General features: G+C 60.1%; 1 protein-coding gene. It reads left to right on the top strand.

Annotated elements, in window-relative coordinates:
• Positions 1-654 (top strand): efflux RND transporter permease subunit (locus D7X55_RS45880; RefSeq protein ID WP_199747363.1); only part of this gene is annotated, 654 nt, incomplete at both ends.

The following is a 654-nucleotide window of genomic DNA, read 5'->3' as shown; positions in this document are numbered from 1 at the left end:
ACCTTGGACCGATCCCAGCTGGTTGTCGCAACGATCAAGACCGTCGCCAAGAACCTGGCCGAAGGCGCTCTTCTAGTCGTGGTCATCCTGTTTGCATTGCTCGGAAACTGGCGAGCTGCTGTCATTGCTGCATTGGTGATTCCGTTGTCCCTGCTGATCACCGCGATCGGCATGAACAAGCTCGGGATCTCTGGCAACCTGATGAGCCTGGGTGCGCTCGACTTTGGCCTGATCATCGACGGCGCGGTCATCATCGTCGAGAACGCACTGCGCCGCCTGGCAGAGCGACAGCATGCACTTGGGCGCCCGCTCAATCTATCGGAGCGCCTGCATGAAACGATCGCCTCGTCCAAGGAGATGGTCCGCCCGACCGTATATGGGCAGGCGGTCATCTTCCTGGTCTTCGTGCCCTGCCTGACCTTCCAGGGCGTCGAGGGGAAGATGTTCTCTCCGATGGTCATTACCCTGATGCTGGCGCTGGCCTCTGCATTCGTGCTCTCCCTCACTTTCGTTCCGGCGATGGTGGCGGTCATGCTCAAGGGCCACATTTCCGAGAAGGAAGTACGGGTAGTAGCTGCCACCAAGAGCCGCTATCAGCCGATGCTTCGCAGCGCAATCCGCCAACCCATGCCCTACCTGGCCGGTGGTCTTGGC

The organism is Corallococcus sp. AB049A (genome assembly GCF_003668885.1).
GTDB classification, from domain to species: domain Bacteria; phylum Myxococcota; class Myxococcia; order Myxococcales; family Myxococcaceae; genus Corallococcus; species Corallococcus interemptor.
The sequence above is the reverse complement of the archived record's forward strand: the minus strand, read 5'-3'. Positions and strand labels throughout refer to the sequence as shown.